This is a genomic window from Romboutsia sp. 1001285H_161024_C4 (assembly GCF_015550185.1).
Classification (GTDB): domain Bacteria; phylum Bacillota; class Clostridia; order Peptostreptococcales; family Peptostreptococcaceae; genus Romboutsia_C; species Romboutsia_C hominis.
Window position 1 is genome coordinate 491,257 of record NZ_JADNAJ010000002.1, and the last position, 19,430, is coordinate 510,686.

The 19,430-nt window shown below is 25.8% G+C and carries 16 protein-coding genes and 1 riboswitch; of the genes, 10 read left to right on the plus strand and 6 right to left on the minus strand.

What is annotated here, in order from left to right:
- Positions 1-62: 62 nt before the first annotated feature.
- Positions 63-620: a DUF308 domain-containing protein gene (locus tag I1959_RS05920; protein WP_195237409.1), complete on the minus strand. Its 558-nt coding sequence runs from the start codon at positions 618-620 to the stop codon at positions 63-65.
- A 152-nt stretch (positions 621-772) separates the two neighbouring features.
- Between I1959_RS05920 and I1959_RS05925 the strand changes: the two genes are divergently transcribed.
- A complete protein-coding gene (locus I1959_RS05925) occupies positions 773-1,198 on the plus strand; it encodes a DMT family transporter (protein WP_195237410.1) in 426 nt (141 codons plus the stop codon).
- A gap of 129 nt (positions 1,199-1,327) precedes the next feature.
- Here I1959_RS05925 and I1959_RS05930 read toward each other — a convergent pair whose 3' ends face one another.
- Together I1959_RS05930 and I1959_RS05935 are read right to left on the minus strand one after the other, a co-directional pair.
- Positions 1,328-1,471: a hypothetical protein gene (locus tag I1959_RS05930; protein ID WP_195237411.1), complete on the minus strand. Its 144-nt coding sequence runs from the start codon at positions 1,469-1,471 to the stop codon at positions 1,328-1,330.
- A 102-nt stretch (positions 1,472-1,573) separates the two neighbouring features.
- Positions 1,574-3,013, minus strand: a complete 1,440-nt coding sequence (locus I1959_RS05935) for a CehA/McbA family metallohydrolase (RefSeq protein WP_195237414.1) — start codon at positions 3,011-3,013, stop codon at positions 1,574-1,576.
- A gap of 123 nt (positions 3,014-3,136) precedes the next feature.
- Between I1959_RS05935 and I1959_RS05940 the strand changes: the two genes are divergently transcribed.
- A complete protein-coding gene (locus tag I1959_RS05940) occupies positions 3,137-3,640 on the plus strand; it encodes a hypothetical protein (RefSeq protein WP_166505740.1) in 504 nt (167 codons plus the stop codon).
- A gap of 35 nt (positions 3,641-3,675) precedes the next feature.
- Here I1959_RS05940 and pdaA read toward each other — a convergent pair whose 3' ends face one another.
- Positions 3,676-4,494: a delta-lactam-biosynthetic de-N-acetylase gene (pdaA, locus tag I1959_RS05945; protein WP_195237421.1), complete on the minus strand. Its 819-nt coding sequence runs from the start codon at positions 4,492-4,494 to the stop codon at positions 3,676-3,678.
- A gap of 184 nt (positions 4,495-4,678) precedes the next feature.
- On the opposite strand from pdaA, the gene I1959_RS05950 reads away from it, so the two are divergent.
- Together I1959_RS05950 and I1959_RS05955 are read left to right on the plus strand one after the other, a co-directional pair.
- Positions 4,679-7,675: an ATP-dependent DNA helicase gene (locus I1959_RS05950; protein WP_195237422.1), complete on the plus strand. Its 2,997-nt coding sequence runs from the start codon at positions 4,679-4,681 to the stop codon at positions 7,673-7,675.
- 99 nt (positions 7,676-7,774) lie between these two features.
- Positions 7,775-8,728: a calcium/sodium antiporter gene (locus I1959_RS05955; protein ID WP_092924896.1), complete on the plus strand. Its 954-nt coding sequence runs from the start codon at positions 7,775-7,777 to the stop codon at positions 8,726-8,728.
- A gap of 29 nt (positions 8,729-8,757) precedes the next feature.
- On the opposite strand, the gene nhaC is transcribed toward I1959_RS05955, so the two are convergent.
- The gene (nhaC, locus tag I1959_RS05960) at positions 8,758-10,194 is read right to left on the minus strand and encodes a Na+/H+ antiporter NhaC (RefSeq protein WP_195237423.1); all 1,437 of its coding nucleotides are present in this window, start codon (positions 10,192-10,194) and stop codon (positions 8,758-8,760) included.
- Between the two features lie 125 nt (positions 10,195-10,319).
- Positions 10,320-10,492: riboswitch (Lysine riboswitch) on the minus strand.
- A gap of 209 nt (positions 10,493-10,701) precedes the next feature.
- Here nhaC and I1959_RS05965 point away from each other — a divergent pair.
- Complete coding sequence (locus tag I1959_RS05965) at positions 10,702-11,310, plus strand: ribonuclease H family protein (RefSeq protein ID WP_334298505.1); 609 nt, start codon at positions 10,702-10,704, stop codon at positions 11,308-11,310.
- 33 nt (positions 11,311-11,343) lie between these two features.
- Here the strand turns inward: I1959_RS05965 and I1959_RS05970 are convergent, their stop codons facing one another.
- Positions 11,344-13,107 carry a peroxiredoxin gene (locus tag I1959_RS05970; RefSeq protein ID WP_092924903.1) on the minus strand — a complete coding sequence of 588 codons (1,764 nt, stop codon included), beginning with the start codon at positions 13,105-13,107 and terminating at the stop codon, positions 11,344-11,346.
- Between the two features lie 190 nt (positions 13,108-13,297).
- On the opposite strand from I1959_RS05970, the gene I1959_RS05975 reads away from it, so the two are divergent.
- From I1959_RS05975 to I1959_RS05995, 5 genes are all read left to right on the plus strand, one after another.
- Positions 13,298-13,609 (plus strand): hypothetical protein, encoded by a 312-nt coding sequence (locus I1959_RS05975; protein ID WP_141664380.1) that lies wholly within the window; start codon positions 13,298-13,300, stop codon positions 13,607-13,609.
- A gap of 281 nt (positions 13,610-13,890) precedes the next feature.
- The gene (locus I1959_RS05980; RefSeq protein ID WP_092924907.1) at positions 13,891-14,649 is read left to right on the plus strand and encodes a protein phosphatase 2C domain-containing protein; all 759 of its coding nucleotides are present in this window, start codon (positions 13,891-13,893) and stop codon (positions 14,647-14,649) included.
- Positions 14,650-14,833: 184 nt separating this feature from the next.
- Positions 14,834-16,225, plus strand: a complete 1,392-nt coding sequence (locus I1959_RS05985) for a UbiD family decarboxylase (protein WP_166505733.1) — start codon at positions 14,834-14,836, stop codon at positions 16,223-16,225.
- A 114-nt stretch (positions 16,226-16,339) separates the two neighbouring features.
- Complete coding sequence (locus I1959_RS05990) at positions 16,340-17,797, plus strand: VanW family protein (RefSeq protein WP_195237427.1); 1,458 nt, start codon at positions 16,340-16,342, stop codon at positions 17,795-17,797.
- A gap of 153 nt (positions 17,798-17,950) precedes the next feature.
- Positions 17,951-19,339 (plus strand): tetratricopeptide repeat protein, encoded by a 1,389-nt coding sequence (locus I1959_RS05995; RefSeq protein ID WP_243240000.1) that lies wholly within the window; start codon positions 17,951-17,953, stop codon positions 19,337-19,339.
- Positions 19,340-19,430 lie beyond the last annotated feature (91 nt).

The following is a 19,430-nucleotide window of genomic DNA, read 5'->3' on the forward strand; positions in this document are numbered from 1 at the left end:
GTCTCCTCTTTTTAATTATAAAATTTAATCAACTTTATTTATAATATAATCACATTAAATTTTTATAATATGTCAATATTTTTTAATTTATTACCTACTGATAATATACTAAAACCTATAAGTATCAATATTACTGATAATATAGAAACTATAAATCTAGATAAGAAAAATGGTGAAAATATTAATATAAATCCAAATATGACTTTAATTAAATTAAAAGTACCGAATCTATAGTAAGGGTTATTTTTATTTCTAATTAAGTTTATTATTTGAGAATATATTATATATATTCCAAATATTGAGGAGATAAAAATTTGAATTTTAGTAGGAAATACTATCAATAATATGGCAGAAATCAAAAGTATACATTGTATACCAATAAAAGGTTTAATTTCCTCTTTAGGAGCATATCTTCTAAGTTCATTTATATTCTTTAAATTTAAGTATGCAAAAAATAAAAGTAATAAAGAAAAAGCAAAAGAAAGTAGTTTAATTCCGATTCCTTTATTTATAAAAGATAAAACACCAAAGCCTATCAGTAATACTCCTATAATCATAAACTTAGCCGAGTTTTCTTTTTTATACATGTTACTAAAGTTTATATTAAACATTTGAAACATAGCTTGTCACCTCTAACATTATTTTATATAAATTTAAAGTAATTATAACAAAAAATAGATATTTATTAAATAGTGAAAAATAAATTGTAAGTAAGCATTAATAGACAAGCTATATCATAGATTAAATAGAGAACATTTAAAGGAGGGATATAGTGGGCAATTTAGGGGCGGTTTTATTTGCTATATTAGCAGGAGTTTCTACAGCAATAGAAGCATTTGTAAATGGAGAACTTGGAAAAAATACAACTGCATTAATAGCTACATTTATAAGTTTAGTAGTAGGAGCATTATTTTTTTTGATAAGTATATTATTAGCTGGAGATTTTAAGGATTTAGCTAATATAAATAGTATAAATCCTAAACTATTAATAGGTGGTATACTTGGTGGGTTAATTATATATTTTACAGTAAAATCAGTTCCAAGTTTAGGTGTATCTAATACATTAACACTTATAGTGGTATCTCAGATGCTAATAGGGTTTTTTATAGATGCTACTCTTTTAAAAGAAAGTATACATCTTTATAAATACATAGGAGCAATACTTCTTGTTACTGGTACTTTTTTTATATTAAGTTAATCTAAATATAAATTTAAAAACAAAAACTTAATTAAGAATAATAAAGCTATAAGTATATAAAATTATATATTTATAGCTTTATTAATTTTTAGATAGATTTATTATTTAAAATAATAAGGTATTATATATCTATTGTTCTTTTTCCCAAGCTATAATAACAAAATCTTTTTTAGTTATATTTTTTAATTCTTCCTCTATTTTTTTTATTGCTTTTTCTTCATCCTTAGATACATTTGCTATTTTATAGTTTGTATTGAAAGATTGATTATTCATAAATACCTCCATAAAAATTTATTCAAATATAGTATTTACAAATAAAAAGGATATATTTTAATGACTTATTTACATCTTTGGATAAATTTTTATATATGTTATTTACTTAATCCAAATAGGTGATGTTACAGATGTTTTTTCATTGTCTTGAATAATTTTTACATAATAAAAACTATTTTTATTAGACTTCATTGAAAATTCTAATCTAGCTATATTAGAATCGAAATTTTTACTCTTTACTACTTTACCTTTATTACTTATAACTTGTATCTCTTTTATCTTATCATTTTTGTCATTATCAACAGCACTTATATAAAAGTTTAGCCTTGAACATTTAGTTATTTTGCTTCCCATAGGAAGATTATTTATAGTGTAATCTACTTTTAAATTTTTATCTTCAGATGCATATAACCTCATATTTTTTAAAGCGTCGTATAAAGAATCCTTAGTAAGTTCGCTACATAATACTACTGTTCTAAATTCATTTGCTATACCAAAATTAACTCTATGATTATCTTGATTGCATGTAGGCGCGACATGCCATCCTTTATCTAATGCTAACTGATACATATCATAAGATTTAATATTTTTACTATCATCAGAATTATATCCATTCCTTACTTCTAGTAATGAGATAATAGCATCTCCTTTAGATGAATACTCAAAATTATTGAAATTTCCAAATTTCTCACCAGGATGATTAAATTGACCTATTAAATTTTCTTGGTTATATATAAAATTATAAAAATTATCTAAATTCATCATATCACCATGTTTTTCAGTTATAAATCCCTTAGAATTAAATATGTTAATATGTCCTATAGGATTATCTACATTATAAGGATAGGTCATTTCAAAGCCATATAGACCTAAAAAATTTTTTTCACATGTAAATTTATCACTAACTTTTACAAGTTCAGACCATTTATTGCTTTTAGAAGCATTATTTATATCGCAATTTGAGTTATTATCTAGCATATTAGAATGCTCCGTTATGAAGAAAAAATCTAAATTAGCTTTATCACGAGCTAAATAATAAGCATCACTATAACTACCATGACCATCGCTTGCACTAGTATGAGAATGTAAAAGTCCTCTATAATGCTTATAAACGGGTGTTCCAACTGTAAAATACCACTCAATATTAGACTTATTTTTATTTGGAGATAAATCTTTTATTTCAAGACTTACTACTTGGTTTCCTCTTTTAAATTTTTTATCTGGTGTATAAGTTATACTAGAATCTGAAATAGTGGCTTTATTAGTTACATCTTCATAATTGACGAGTAATCTAATTGAAGATTTATCTATTTTACTTTCATCAAAGTATTTAATTTTTATAGTAGGTTTTGACACTATATATTCAGAACATTTACCAGGAGATATAGATTTTATAGTAGGAGGAGTATTATCAAAAGAACCAACATGTACAGAATCATTATTTAAATAATTAACATGTAATATATTTCTATTAAAGCCTAAAATAGAAAATGTAAAAGATATAAATAAAATTAAAATTGTTAATAGAAGGTTTAATCTCATAAATAATCAATTCCTTTACCTTATATTGTGTTATTTATCATATGTATTTTTTATATATACATACATGAAAATATAGGTAGTATTAATATAATTTATTAATATCAAATACTATAGGAGGATAGTATGAGAATAGAGGCAATGGAAGTTAATACAAATAAAAAAGATATACTCAAATATATATTAAAAAAGATGCCTTTAATGAGCAGAGTTTTACAATTTAATATGTTAATAAAAGATATACATTTAGAATATGTAGAAATTAAAGTTCTTAGCTATGAAATAATAAGTAAAGAAAGAAGTATTGGCATATTTAGAAACAAAATAAGTACATATAAAATAACTATGTTAGTTAATACCTATAATGGATACTCAGAGTCTGTTAATATTATACCAAGTACAATAAGTAAGTATGTAGATAAGAGTTATATAAAAAGATCAAAAATATCGGAAGAGTATATGGTTGAAAATGTTAAATGTGAGATAATGGGATTTTTAAAAAATAAAAAAAGTAAACTTGAAATAGAAAAAGTTAACCTTCAAGATATTAATATAAAAGAAGTTAAGAGTATTTATAAACCTTATTGGGTAGCAAATTTTAGGGGAAAAAATATACTAATAGATGCTTAAAGTAAAGGATACAGAGATATCTGTATCCTTATAAACTATTTATTTTTAACTAGATAATCAAGTGTTTCTAACTTATATCCCTCTTCCTTCCAATGAGTTATAACTTCATCTAATATTTGAGTATTAGTAGTAGAGTTTGGATGAAGTAAAACTATAGCACCAGGGTGAGTTCTTGAGTAGATTTTTTCCTTTGCATATTCAGGCGTAGGTTGATTATCATTATACCAATCTACATAAGCAAAGCTCCAAAATATAGAACTATATCCTAAGTCTTGTGTGTATTTTAATGATTGCTCACTAAATTTTCCCATAGGTGGTCTGAAAAACTTAGGCATATCTTTACCAGTAACATCTTTATAAGCATCCTCTACACTTGTTATTTCATCTTTGAATTTTTCAAAATCTGTTATTTTAGCCATTGAAGGATGATTTTTAGAATGATTGCAAACTAAATGACCTTCTTTTTCCATCCTTTTTATAAGCGCTGGGTTATTTCTTATATAACTTTCTACAACGAAAAAGTGGGCTTTTACATTATGTTTTTTCAATGTATTTAGTATACTTTCAGTTGTTCCATTTTCATATCCTGCATCAAATGTTAAGTATATTATTTTTTTATCCTTATCACCGACATAATATGAATTATACTTTTTAAAGAAATTAGCTTCTTTAATAGGTTCTGGTTGTTTTCCATCGTTTCTTGGATTGAAGTACCAGTTATATTCTGTATTTATAGGATTTAATATTTGAGTTTTAGATTTATTTACTATATTAAAATTTGTAGTAAATATTAATGTAAATATAAGTAAGAAAAATCCTATTAGTAGATAGTTTGTTGTATTTTTTTTATTCATAAAGTCACCTCTAGTAGTGTAGTAAATTTATATATAGTTTTAATAATTAAGTTAAAAATATACTAATAAAAGTAAATGGAAATTATATTTTTACTTTTTGGATAAACTTATCATATAATTATGTATACAAGACAATGAAATAAATATGTTTAAGCACAGACATATTTGATGGAAGGTAAATGAAATGGAGAAATTTATACATCAATTAACTAGTAAGTTATATAGTGTTTTAGATAATATAACTTATTTAGATATAGAAGCTAGCAAAAATTCAAATAAAATTAAGTTAATAGGAGTGAAGTTTTTTAATAATCAAGTATACATTTTTGAGGAAACAATAAATAATGATGATAAAAATTATAATGTAAATAGTTTAAATGATTTTATAGGAGATAGCTATATAGCAATGTTTGATTTATCATCTAATAAAAAGTTTATAGAGAGATATATAAACGAGAAGATATTAGATGTAAAAGAGTTAGTGCATGTAATTAAACCTTATTATAGTGATTATAATATTAAGTATTTAAATGATATATTAACAAATGATAGGTATATAAGTGATTTAATAAGTATTGTAAACATTGTAAACAATATAATAATAAGTATAAAAAAAGAAGATAAATTAACATTAGAGCCTTTAACATTTAAGATAAATTCTTACTTAAATAAATTTTCACTATCTAATTGGGAGTGGAGTGAGTTAATAGATAGTGTAGATGATATTAAAGAATTAGAAAATTTAGAAAAAAAATCAGAAGAAAAATTAAAAGATAATAAAAAAGAAAAACTAGTAATAAGAAAACTAAATGAAAATGAAAGAAATTATGAAGAATTATTAAAAGATGAAAGTATATGGGCTAAAAAAGAAGGATTTATATATGAATACAGGCCAGGGCAGTATGAACTAAGTAAAACTATAAGAGAAACTATAAGTAGTGCTACTACTTATAAAATAGCATGTATAGAGGCACCAACAGGAATAGGTAAAAGTGTAGGATATTTACTTCCAGCTATATTAGAAGCAAGGTTAAACAAAAAGAGAATGATAATATCTACAGACACTAAAGAGCTTCAAATACAATTGATCAATAAAGATATACCTAATGTATTAAACTCATTAGGTCTTATGGGAAAGATAAAGTATGGATACATAAAAGGAAAAAACAACTATATATGTGTAGAAAAATTAGAACAGTATAAACATGAATATACCTCTAAAAAACCAACTAAAAAAGAAATACTAGGGATACTACTACTAGAACAAATAGTTAAGGAAGGAAAACACGGTGATATAGAGGAGATAAGTCCTTCTATATTAAATGAATTTAATGTAATAGGTGATCATATAAAACATGTTAGTTGTGATCCGAATTTATGTAGACCTAAAAAGTGTAATAAAGAATGTCTATACAAAAATAGGGTAGAAGAATTAAAAGAAGAAGATATAACTGTTATAAATCACTCTTTATTAGCAAAGTGGCCTTATAAAGAAGAGAAACCACTAGAAAATATTATAGTGGATGAGGGTCATAATTTAGCTGAAAAGGGATATGATTTTTTCTCAAGTATTATAGAATACAAAGCACTAAAATATTTTTTAAAAGAAATATATCCATATGAATATATAGGAAATAGTCCTTTTATATATGAAAAGTATAAAACATCTAGAAAGATAAAGTATTTTGATAAGTTTTATCATCATGTTCACTTTGGAAGAGATATAAAAGAAAAAATAAGTAGGAATATAAATTTAATTTTAGAGGAACTTAACTCTGTTCTAAGATTTGGCATGGAATCAGATTATAATTATTTAAGTAAATATAACTTAAGGTGGGAATTTAATCTACAACAAAGTGAAGTGCTAGGAAAGGTAAAAAAAGAAGATGAATATATAGAATTAACATATTTAAGTTATAGTAATAAGATTAGAGATAGTTTTGATAAAATACTAAGAAATTTAATAGCTATATTAGTTATAATTGATAGAAATATAGATGATGATAGTATAGATAAGGAATCTGATATATATAAATTTGGTAAAGCAAGAATAAAAGAACTAGAAGATATAAGGACTACATTTGAACTATTTATGGAATTTACTGAAGAAGACGATTTTGCAAGAATTATTGAAATAGATAAAAATTATACTAACTTTGAGGCTAAAGTTGTTCCTTTAAAACTAGCTAAATTGTTTGAAGAAAATATATTAAGTCAAGTGGAAAGTGGTATATTTATATCTGCTACTTTGAGTGTAGAAAACAATATGAATTATTTTAAAAATACTCTCGGTATAAATAGGGTTGAAAATATCGAAAAAGTGATAGAGCCTTTATATAATTATAAAAACAAAGTATTAACATTAGGGCTAAGCGATTTATCAAATTATAATAATAAAAACTTTACAACAGACATATCAAATACTATATACAAAATATGTGAGGTAACACATGGACACTTATTATCATTATTTAATAGTACAGATAGATTGGATAAAACATACGAAGATCTAACTCATATATTAAATGGAAAAAACATAGATATATACAAAAACAAAAAAGGAATTAGAAATTTAAAGAATATGAATCAAAATTGTGTGGTATTAGGGTCGAAAGGATGCTTTGAAGGTGTAGATGTTCCAGGGGATGGACTTGTGTGTGTAACATTAGATAAAATTCCTAATCTAAATCCGAAAGATCCTTTATACTCAACTATTATGAAAAAATATGGCTTGACCTATCAATCTATAAACTACCCTCAGATGGCTATTAAAGTAAAACAAGCTATGGGAAGGATCTTAAGAAGCAAATATGATTATGGATGTTTTATAATCTTTGACATAGGAACTAATGGGCATACTTTAAAAAAATTAGAGAGAGATCTTCATGGTTGTAAAATAAATATAGTTAGCAAAAATAATATACAATACTATACTAATAATCATCTAAATATATGTAGAAAGCAGGTTATGAGAGAGGTATTAGTAGATGTTAGGAACTTACTAACAATTACAGATATAGATGACATAAAAGATATAGAACAGTTTGTAGTTGAGCAAATGAATCAAAGATATATAAAGTGCAGAGTTACTTCAAATAATCATGATAAATTAAATATAAAGTATTTTAATCATAGATACACTATACCAAAAGAAAAAATCAAATTAAAATCTAAGGTATGAGATTATAAAAAGACTTTACCTATATTTTAATTATTGAATAAGATTAGATATTTAAGAAAAAATAAATCTTATAAAGTAGTTAAAAGAAAGGATGTAAATATGAGTTATATATTACTTATAATAGGTTTTTTAATTCTTATAAAAGGAGCAGATGTATTTGTAGTTGGCTCATCATCTATAGCAAAAACATTAAAGGTCCCAACACTTATAATTGGGCTTACTATAGTTGCTTTTGGTACTAGTGCACCAGAAGCTGCAGTAAGTATAACAGCAGCATTAAAAGGAAGTAATGATATGGCTATAGCCAATGTAGTAGGGTCTAATATATTTAACTTTTTATGTGTTTTGGGAGTCGTAGCAATAATAAATCCTATAAAGGTACAAAAGAGCACTATAATTAAAGAATTTCCATTTGCAGTACTTGCAACTATAGTACTATCTATATTATCTCACGATATAAAGTTTCAAGGGTATACTCAAAATGCTTTAACAAGAGCAGATGGGCTGATGCTACTAACTTTATTTGGTATATTTATGTATTATTTAGTAGAGATGGCCATAACATCTAAAGAGGAAATGGAAATAGATCAAGCTGATGAGAGCATACCTATGAGTAAAAGTATACTAATGAGTATCCTTGGTATAATTGGAATAATAGTAGGTGGTCAGTTTGTTGTAGATAGCGCAAGTAATATTGCTTTAGCTTGGGGGATGAGTGAAAATCTAGTAGGCTTAACTATAGTATCTATAGGAACATCTCTTCCGGAGTTCGTAACGAGTATAGTTGCGGCTAGAAAAGGTGAAAGTGATATAGCTATAGGTAATGTAGTTGGTTCGAATCTGTTTAATATATTATTTGTTTTAGGTATATCCTCATTTATAAGCAATATACAAGTTCATAGTATAGTGTTTGTTGATATGATGATTATGATAATAATAACAATATTAACATATATATTTGCAGGAACTAAGCAACGTATAAATAAAAAAGAAGGTATATTATTAGTTATAATGTATATATTATATATGACATTTATAATAATAAGAAAATAAAAAAGAGTCTTTAAAGACTCTTTTTTATTTTAAGCTATTCCGTTTTCAAATTCTTCTATTAAATCTTCATCAGAAAGTTTTTCTATTGTTAATCCTGTTAATCCATAGAATAATGATATTAAAGGACAAATTAAGTTAAAGAATGCATATGGTAAAAATACGAAAGATCCAATTCCAAGTGTTGCTGACATATATGCTCCACAAGTATTCCAAGGAATAAGTGGAGACGTTATAGTGGCACTATCTTCTAAAGCACGAGAAAGATTCTTAGGAGATAAACCTTGTCTTATAAATGCATCCTTATACATACTTCCTGGTATAACTATGGCTAAATATTGGTCTGCAACTGCTAAGTTAGTACCGATACAAGTAAATATTGTAGCAGCTATAAGTCCAAAAGTACCTTTTGCAAATTTTAGTATAGACTGTGCTATAACTTGTAACATACCAGTTTTTTCTAATACCCCACCTACAGTTAAAGCACAAAGTATTAATGATACTGTCCCTAACATACTGTCAAGTCCACCTCTAGTAAGAAGATCATCAACAAACTTCATTCCAGTAGATGAAACATAACCAGACTTAGCAACTACAAGTATATCAGCTATAGATGCACCTTGAAATACTACTGCACAAACGCCACCTAATATAACACCACCTATAAGTGCTGGTATTGTAGGGACTTTAAATATAACCATTGCTATAACAGCACAAGGAACTAAAAGTAAAAATGGAGATAATGTATTGTAATTACTTAATAAAGCATTTTGAATTTGATTTATTTGAGATATATCCATTTCAGAACCTGCATATTTCATTCCTATTATACCGTATAATACAAGTGATATTAAAAGAGCAGGACCAGCTGTATATACCATATGTTTTATATGATCAAATAAAGTAGAACCAGCCATAGCAGGAGCTAAGTTTGTTGTATCAGATAAAGGAGACATCTTATCCCCGAAATAAGCACCAGATATTATAGCACCTGCAACTATTTTACCAGGTATACCTAAGGCACTACCAATACCTAAAAGAGCTATACCTACAGTACCAGCTGTTGTCCAAGATGAACCAGTAGAAATAGATACTATAGCGCAGATTAAAGTAGTTGCCACTAAGAATATTCCAGGTGATAATATTTTAAGACCCCAATATATCATAGCAGGAACTATACCACCAGCTATCCAAGTACCTATTATCATACCAACTACTAAAAGTATAAGTATTGATTGCATTGTCGTATTTATAGTAGATAGTATACCTTCTTCTAATTCCTTCCAAGTAAAACCTAATCTAAAAACTGCAACACCACTTGCAAATGTAGCTCCTATTATAAGTGGTATATGAGCAGATATTTCATACTTTCTTAAAAACACTAAACATGTCACTAAAACTGCAACTAAAACAGAAACACACAGTAATGCATCAAATAAAGTTGCTTGTTTTTTAACCTTTTTTGTCATAAAAGTCCTCCTAAAATTTATACCGAATATAACGTTAAGGAGAAAAGAGATAATAAAAAAAGTCTAGGTGTAAAGATATTATCCTAGACTTAAGCATTCAACCGTACAATTAAAAATACGCTTAATCTAAAGATAGCACTCCACATATAAATGTGACAGTGTTATACATATTTTGCATAACCCCAATATATAAGTTTAAAGCTTCCCTTATATATTTCGGCATAGTTACCTTTTATTTTGCTTCTTCGTGCTTACCTCCACAAAACTACTATTTAACAATGCGACCTCTACCAATAGTTATATTCGATTTATTTGATAATAAAGATTATACCATAAATTAAAAAAAAATAAAGCATGAAATATTTAGGAATAAAAAATTTAAGAAAATTTTCACAATAATATGTAAAATAATAAGTCTTTAAAAACTACTTATTTTACTATAGAATAATTATTAAATGTATGATTTAGAAAAATATAAATTTTATATAAATAGTTATACGAAAGGAAGTGAAAAATTTGGCTAAGGTTAAGTTTTATGCAGTAAGAAAAGGAAGAAACAATGGTATATATAATACATGGAATGAATGTAAGGAACAAATAAATGGTTTTTCAGGCGCTGAGTATAAAAGTTTTACTACGATAGAGGAAGCAAAATCATATATATATGGTGAAAGTGGTGTAAAAATACAAGAGGGAAAAGAACTTGTAAAAGCTTATGTTGATGGTAGTTATGAACATTCAATAAGAGAATATGGTTCAGGGGTAGTTATAATAAAAAATGAAGAAGTTATAAAAACTTATAGCAAAAAAGGAAATGATAAAGATTTAGTTGGAATGAGAAATGTCGCAGGTGAAATAGAAGCTGCAAAGATTGCGATGAATTATTGTATAGATAATAACATAAATAATTTGATTTTACATTTTGATTATGAAGGAATAGAGAAATGGTGCTTAGGATTATGGAAAACTAATAAAGAAGGAACTACTAAATATAAGAAATTTTATGATAATATAAAAGATAAGTTAAATGTTGAGTTTGTAAAAGTAAAAGCACATAGTGGTAATAAATATAACGATGAAGCTGATAAATTAGCAAAGAAAGCTATAGGAATATAAAAGTCTTGCAAAGTATTTTGCAAGACTTTATTTTTAACTTAATCCAAAATCCTCTAATTCAGCTAAAACAAAAGAAGGTCTATTTATACCATCATACATAGCTTTTGCCAAAATATTTGCCTGGTCATATGTCGATGTCCAAGAAAAAATACCACCAAGACAATTATCTAATACATATAGAGCTTTTATATAAATAGAAAGGGTATCCTCATAAGACATTGAGAACTCTCCATCTTTTACTAGATAAGGTACTTTAGCATCTCTATCAAACATTACTGTATGACCATTTTTATTTATATAATCCCTTCTAAGTTGATCATATGATCTTGTAATTGCAGCTCCAAGTCTACCATAAAAAGGAACCCCAAGTAGTATTTTTTCACGAGGCATACCGGCATTTATTAAATTTTGTACCATAGAATCTACACTATATCCTCTTAAAGATAAATTAGAAGGATATAAATTAGCATGATGTTTCTTAGCATTCTCACCTGTTTCTCCAGCTGTAAAATCATAACTCATTAGATTAAAATAGTTTATTAAAGGAGCTATTTTAGATATTTCAGCACTTCTATTTATATAACCAATATCTCCAGTACCAGCAACACTTAACCACTTATTATCTCCTATAACATCTCTTAGAGCGGTTAGTAAAAGTGTAAAATTTTCTTTATCTTCAGGTCTAGATTTTATACCCGCACCACTACTTCCAGGATATTCCCAGTCAATATCAATACCATCTAAATTATATTGCTTTATAAGCTTATTTGCTTCTCTAGCAAATGCATATCTAGATGCAGGAGTTAAAGCAGCATCAGAAAAACCTTCAACTCCCCATCCACCAATGGCAGCAATAACTTTTAAAGTAGGCTTAATATTTTTAAGACTTATAAGTTGATTTAAATAATTAGGGGTAGGAACTCGTAATGTTCCATTTTCATTAATTTCTACGAATGCATAGATTACAGCATCAAGTAGATTAGGATCTACGTTTCCAGGATTACCAAATACATACTCCATGACTATTGGACTAACATCAGGACAACTTATAGCAGGCTGTTTATCTGGGTCTGTTATTTCAGGTCTTTGGCACTTTTTAGTATTTTTAGATTTTATAAATACATCTTTATTATGTTTTACATTAATAGTTGGTCTATCCTTATCAGGCATAAAGCAAAGATACCAGTCCATATACGCATATTCTTTCTCACAGTTTTTAATTTTATTTTTTAACTCTTTATAAGTTTTAGGAGATGGTGTTATGACTGGCATACCAGGAAACCAGTTAGCAGGAGTTACTACTTTATCTTTATCACTAGTTTGAAGTGCTTCTATAATTCTTAAAATCTCAGGAATATTTCTACCAGTTGTGAGAGGATAGTAAAGTATAGTTCTGAGTATTTGTTTATCATCTATTATAAAAACAGATCGTACTGTAGAAGTATTACTCATTTGTTCTGAAATCATACCGTATAGCTTAGCTACATATTTATCATTATCATCTATAACTGGAAAAGGAATATCAATACCTGTCATAGTAAATATATTATACATCCAAGCTAGATGAGACGCATTACTGTCAACACTTAGGCCTATTAATTCTGTGTTTCTTTTTTTAAATTCATTATGGTATTTAGCAAAGCATAGAAATTCTGTAGTGCATACTGGAGTAAAATCTCCAGGATGAGAAAATAAAACTACCCATTTACCATTATAATCAGATAATTTTATAGGCCCAAATGTTGTGTTAGCCTTAAAATCAGGAGCTTTCGATCCTAAACTTGGAAGGCATGGCATATATATCACCCCTTAATTAATAAAATTATAACCTAATTATATTTTATTAATTAAGGGGTGATATTGTTACGAAGAAAATATAATTGTAAATACTTTTAGAAAAATAACTAATAAGAATTGCTATTTATGTGCATATTTGATATATTTAAAGATAGATAAATGTAAAGATTTGTTATTATACGGGGTGAGAATGTTGAAATCTATCCTAAGAAAGATAGAAAGTATATTTAAGGTTTTAGTTCTATCATCTATTATATCTTTTGTTATAACATTTGGACTTATACTGTTAAATGCTATTATGGGAGTGTTTATAGGGTTAGAATATTACTTTATGTTATTTACAGGATTAACTTTATGTTTAACAGTTATGTTAGTAGTTGTAGACTACAATAGAATATTTAAAAATAAAAAACATATACAAAAGACTAAAGTTAGCAAGAGTAAAAATATTAAAAGAGGAAATACAAAAGAAGTTGTTAAAGCAAAAAGAAAAATATCTTAATATTAAAATGATTTAAAAAGGCACAATAAAATAAACTATGGTGTCTTTTTTGCTTATTAATTATTATATCTATTTATAAATTATGCATAATTATTGAACTTATAGTAATAGGTTAAAAAGTAATGATACTACTTTACACGGTAGCAAAAAAGAACTTTTCGGTAATAGATAAAGTCACTTAAATAAAGTTAAAATTTTACTTAAGAAAATAAAATTTTAGTTATAAATATATAAAACCTATAATAAAAGATAATTAAGAACAATTATAGGAGAGGTTGCTTATGGAATACAATATATTTTCAGAAATGGTAACTGGTTATAAAAATATATTAAAAAAATCGAAATCTCAAGATTATTTAGATTTCGATTTTTTTGATAAAGGAATAGTTTTTGCTGTGTCTGATGGCCATAGTAATGATTTTTTCAAATATAGTGATAGAGGAGCTAAAATAGCTTGTAATATTGCAGTAGGCATGCTTAAAGATTTGGCAGATTTAGATACAAAAGATTTAGTTAATATGCTAGAAGAAAAAAAAATACAAATGGAAATTCAATCAAAATGGATGGATTTAGTTAAGTTAGATTTTGAAAGATTTCATCCATTAGTTTTTAAAACAGAATATATAAAATATTCTACAACATTAATAGCAGTGTTGGTAACTAATAGATTTAGGCTATATTTAAAAATAGGAGATGGAAATATTATAATAAAAGATGATACTGAGTTTAAAGAAGTATTAGAAACTAGAAAAAGTGATACAGTTGATTCTTTAGGAAGAATAGATTCATATAAAAATATTATGTATTATATAGATGATGAAATAAATAAATACAAAGAAAATATTATTATATTTACAGATGGATATGAGCAGTCTTTTGACAATAAAAATGAATTGTACAAAAGCCTTAATGATACAATATATATGTACAATAAGAGTGTATTTTCTAGGGAAGTTCTAAAAAGAACTTACAAACAGCGACTAAGTAAGTTAAGCAAGCAAAAAAGTCAGGATGATATAAGCATTGTATTTTTAATATAAATAAAAAAATAAGTCAATATTATGTATTTAAAAAGTTTTATAGACATTATATTGACTTATTTTTATTTATAAACAATTAAAATACATATATTTACTAATAATATAAAATATGGTTAAAGATATACATATATGATATAATAAATAATGATATTTACATAAAAACTAAATAGGAAAGGAAACGATAATGAATTTTAAAGAATTATTTTATAAATGTGTAGATTTTATAGATATATATAAAAAAAATATAATCACAATTTCATTATCAGTATTAGGTGTAATAGTATTAGTTATAGTATTTTTCATAAGTAGTGATGAATTAAGCGTACAAAAAGAGGTTGATACATTATTGGAAAATATAGAAAATCGTAGATACAATATAGCTATTGACAATTACTCTAACTACGAAAAGAAATTTTCTGATTCTAAAATGAAAAGAATTGATAAAACATTATCTAAAAAGATAAATAAATTACTTCTTGAAAGTGGAGATAAATACGTAAATAAAGAAATTACAAAGGAACAATATGTAGGTATGATAAATACCATAAATGCAATAGAAAATATTGAGGTAGATGTAGGTCGTATAATAGAACAATCTCAAAGAGTATCTGATATGTATAAGGAAGAAAATACAGATTATGATACAGCTTTATCTTATATAAGTATGGCATCTACTCTAAATGGAATTTCAAATGAATTAGATGGATATAAAAGTAATATAGAACAAATACATGAATCTAGATTGGTGTATGAAAAAGCAAATGAAAACAAAGAAAACCACATGTATTATGAAGCAATACAAGATTATGATAAAGTACTAGACAAAGATGATAAATATTATAAAAAAGCACAAAAAGAAAAAGATGAATGTATAGACCTTATGTATGATGATTATATAGAAAAGGCTGATGAAAGTAACAAAGATGGAGACTATGAAAGTGCATTAAGATACATAGAGTATGTAAAAAAATATTATCCAGATGATGAAAATATACTAAATTTAGAGAAAAAGTATAAGGAAAAATTATCAATATACACATTATCAGCAGATGATATTATTAATTTAATATCTAAAAAAGGAAACATATCTAAAAATAGCCTATCTATAAATTCTTACTACCAAATGATAGATGGTGAAAAATATTATTGTGTTGAAGTGTTAGAGTATGGAATGTTAACCGATGAAATACTAGTAAATGCGAAGACAAAGGAAATATATTCATATAAGGATAGTAATAAAGATTACAAAAACACTTACTGTAATGGGTATTTTAGATATGATAATTCAGGAAAAGTACAATTTGCAATAAGTGAAGAAAAAGCTAAATTTATACTTCAAAATAAATTAGAAAAAAATGACGAAAAGTACAAAGAAATATATGAAGTATCTAAAAATAAAGCTGACAGATATGTAGAAGATGAAAAAGGATTAGAAAATATATTAAAGGGAAATGAAGGCTTATATTACTATGAAATTGTAAATAAAGGATTCTTTAGACCTAAAGAAGCTTTTATGATAAATATGTATAGTGAAAAAGTTTATATAATTTCTCAAAAAGAGATTAAAGAATATTAAAAGTGTGTTTTTTAACACACTTTTTTTAAAATATTGAAATATAAAAGAGGATATATAAACCTTATAGCTAAGTAATAATATGTGAGAAAAATGGGAGATTGAGGAGAGTAAGACATGAAAGATGTAAAAAAATATGTATACGCTGCAGCGGGTGTAATATTATTGGGGATAATTGTTTTTATAGGTTTTATAAGTTTTCAAATAAACGGAAATAAAATACTTAAAAACACATATGTTAACAGCATATCAATAGGAAATATGACAAGAGAAGAAGCTAAAGATGTACTAAATAAAAAATATGACATAAAACAAATATACATTTCATATTCAGATAAGTTATGGAAAATAAATAGTAAAGATATAGATTTAAAATATAGTTTAGACGAGACTATTAATGAGGCACTATCTATAAATAGAGAAGATTCTATGATAGATAATATTAAAAAAACTATAAAAGCAAATTTCGGAGCAAAAAATAACCTTGAGCTTAAAATAGACTATAATAAAGAGAAATTAATAAAATGCGTTAAAGATATATCTAAGGATATAAATATTGATATGGAAGATGCAAAATTAGATATAAATAACTCGAAAGTAGAGGTATTATCAGGACATAAAGGACAAGAAGTTGATGTAAATAAGAGTGTAGAAAATATAATTAGTCAACTTAAAAAAGGCAATAAAAAAGAAGATTTAGCAGTAAAAGTTACTAATCAGAATGTAAAAAAAGAGGATATACAACATATAGATACATTATTAGCTAGCTATTCTACCAAATTTGATTCATCAGTAGCTGGTAGAACAACTAATATAAAATTAGCAGCAAGTAGAACTAGTGATAAATTGCTAATGCCTGGTGAGACATTTTCATACAATGAAAATACTTTAATGAGAACTGTATCAAATGGTTATAAAAATGCACCAGTTATAGTACAAGGAGTAGTACAAGAAGGTGTAGGAGGTGGAGTTTGTCAGGTATCATCTACACTATATAATACGGTGTTATATTCAGGATTAGAAATTGTAGAACTTAAAAATCATTCTATACCATCTACATATGTAGCAAAAGGGAGAGATGCAACTGTAACTGATGGAGGAATAGACTTTGTATTTAAAAATAACTTAAAGCAGCCTATATATTTAAAAAATTATGTATCAGGAAATAGAGTTATATGTCAAATCTATGGTAGTAAATCAGATAAGCAAAATGTAGATATATTAACTAACATAGATGGAGTATCTCAAGCTCCTATAAAAAGAGTCGATGATCCAACTCTTCCAAAAGGGAAAGAAAAACAATTAGAAAAAGCAAGAAATGCATATACAGTATCAACTTACAGAGTATATAAGAACAGTAATGGAGAAGTGCTAAAAAAAGAAAAAGTATATACATCATATTATCCTAAAAAGCAAGGTGTTATCGCTGTTGGAACTATGGAGGTTAAAACACCAGAACAAAAACCTGTAAGACCAGAAAAACCAAATCAACAAGAACAAAAACCTGTACAACCAGAAGCTTTAACACCACCACCAGAACAAAATCCTAATCCAGACACACCAAGTGTATCTTAAGAAAGATTATAATATTAGTTAAAAAAAGATAGCCTATAACGTAGGTTATCTTTTTTTATAATAATTTGCCTAAAAATATGAAAATATGTATATCTTTGACTTGTAGTGTTAAATGTGTTATCTTAGAATATATATTTAAATTAGGAGGAGAATATGATTTTAGGTAAAATTATCAAAAAAGATATAAAGCAAATGCCTAGAAAAATTTTAGATATATCTTTAGTTGAAGATAACAAAAGTGATTTGACATTTTTTAATATAGATGAAGAAGAAACGAATGAGACATTAAAGGCATTAAAGCAAAGTTATGTAACTAATAACTATAAAGAAGAAACAATATTAAACTTACAAAATACACTAAAGAGTAATTCAGAAGATACTTCAAAAGAATTAAAGTTAGAATCATATAAAAGGTATAATAATGCACTTGATTTATCTTTAAAGGGATATTTAACTAGTGCTTATGAATTAATAGAAAAAGCTATAGAGATAAATCCAAAAGATGTAGATATACTTAATTTAAAAGGATTACTTACTCTATTAAAATGTGATTTTGCTAAGGCTTTTGAAAGTTTTTACACTGCTATGTGTTATGGTAACAATGAACTATCTAGAAAGTATGTAGATATGTTATCATCTGATGAATTTAAAGTATTCTTAGGTAGATATAATCACTCTATAAGATTTATTAATGAGGAGATGAATCAAGAATCAATACATATACTTGAAAATATGATAGATGATGACCCAGATTTAATAGAGCCATATATAATACTTTCTTTAATATATGATAAGATAGGTAACGTTAAAAAGAGAGAACATTATCTAAGTAGATTAAGAGAAGTAGATAAAGATAATCCTTTGTTTGAAAATAAGAAGGAAGATAAAGAAGAGAAAAAAGAAGATATTAAGCCTAAGAAAAAGTCTAAGAATAGTAAGCCATTTTTAATATTTGGAGTATGTTTACTTTTGGCATTAGGTGCATATCATATGTATAGCAAAAATAAAATTGATAAATTAAATGAGAAATTAAGTAATCACGAGCAAGAACTAGATAAAGCTGATAAAAAACTAAATGAAAAAGAACAAGAAATAAAAGAGAAAGAAAAAGAATTAGATAATGCAAAAAGCGAAAATAAAAAAGAAGATACACAAGTTATAGTTTCTGATGAGGAAACTTTATATAATAAAGCAGTTGATGAGTCTAAGGATAAAAATTATAAAGAGGCTATAAAAAACTTCGAATATATTGTATCTCAAGGAAAAAGTAAGAAATATATATCAGAAGCTGTATACCAGTTAGCATTATTAAATGAAAAGATAGGTAATGATGATGAAGCTGTAAAATATTATAAAAAATATATAAATACTTATACAAAGAATGATCAATATTATGATGATGCATTTTACCAATTAGGAATGCTTTATTATAAAATGGGTGACTTAAAAGATGCAAAAAACACATTCTATGGGCTAAAAAATGAAGTACCAGATAGTATGTATAACAATTCAAAAGTTAATGATATATTAAAAGAAAAATAAAACTACCAATAGGTAGTTTTATTTTTTATTATCTTACAAATCACAATCATATATAATACTACCTTTAAATAAACTTATAGAAGGGGATATT